This is a genomic window from Photorhabdus sp. P32, assembly GCF_038085095.1.
In the GTDB taxonomy this organism is placed as follows: Bacteria; Pseudomonadota; Gammaproteobacteria; order Enterobacterales; family Enterobacteriaceae; genus Photorhabdus; species Photorhabdus luminescens.
Genome location: NZ_JAZGJN010000110.1, coordinates 1 through 1,239 on the forward strand (window position 1 = coordinate 1; position 1,239 = coordinate 1,239).

General features: G+C 31.6%; 1 pseudogene. It reads left to right on the forward strand.

Annotated elements, in window-relative coordinates:
* Window positions 1–769 precede the first annotated feature (769 nt).
* Window positions 770–1,239 (forward strand): annotated as a pseudogene (locus tag V2H77_RS00560) (winged helix-turn-helix domain-containing protein); the annotation flags it as partial.

Consider the following 1,239-nt stretch of genomic DNA (forward strand, 5'->3'; position numbering starts at 1 on the left):
ATCCATAGGGTATATATTTAATCATTTAGACTTTCGCTTTTCTACATAATATGAGAAAAACTCCTACGAAAATGCAATATTATTTTATATATGTAAACCCACACATATATAAGATAATTAAATAAATCCCCATAATTATGATACATCTTATTTTATTATTATCTGTTATTTTTATAGTAAAATGAATTAAGAATATTTTCATTTTCCCGAGTAACTACTACATATAATTTTAATTAAAAAATGTTGGAAATTCCAAGCCATATTTTAGTTACTATGTCATCGCAGGGCTCTAAGGCTATAATCGCAAGTGTCCAAATCTATACATAGATGCAGTTTCATATTTTTTAGGATTATTAGGCGTCATATCTCAGAAATTGACTCTATCTGATATCGTGAAGTATACAATAACAATGAAAGTATTTAACCTACTCTTTTATATAACGTTGCATTACAGGCAATATGGTTAATATGCACTAAACAAGATTAAAGTGTGAATGGAAACGTTTGAATAAAGCAATATTTATTAATATGACATAGAGGGATGTATTTATATATTTAAACACAGTATTTGTTTAAAGTGCAAATATTTAGCCCTATAGTAAAAGATAAGGTGCTGTCCTAGATAAGTAATTTGATCTGGGATACCCAAATTAAAAGAATCGAATTATCCAATACAAACAAAAATGTCTTGCAATCAAGCCAAACATCATATACCCGTAATCATTGAAAATACTTGATTTTATCTGAAATGGAGATCATTATCCTCGCTATGAAAATATTTATTACATCAGAACAAAAAATCAAACTTGAGCGTCTTCACGACACCACTCGTGATGGTCAAGTACGAGACAGAATAAAAGCTATCCTTCTGGCTTCTTAAGGGTGGAGTTCTGTGATGATAACCCAGGCATTGCGACTCCATCAGACCACTGTTGACCGCCATATCAGTGATTACCTTAATCAAGGTAAACTTAAATCTGATAATGGGGGGTCTGATAGTTCGCTTTCTCGAAAGCAAACGGATTTCTTAATCAACCACTTATCTCAACATCTTTTCCATCACACTCATGAAATCGTGGCCTATGTCGCTCAGCTCTGGAATATTACCTTTAGCATTCCAGTCATGAATAAATGGTTACATCATCAGGGTTTTTCTTATAAAAAACCGTGTGGTGTCCCTCATAAATTCGATGCAGAAAAACAGAGACAATTTATTGAATATTATGAAAATCTTAAAGT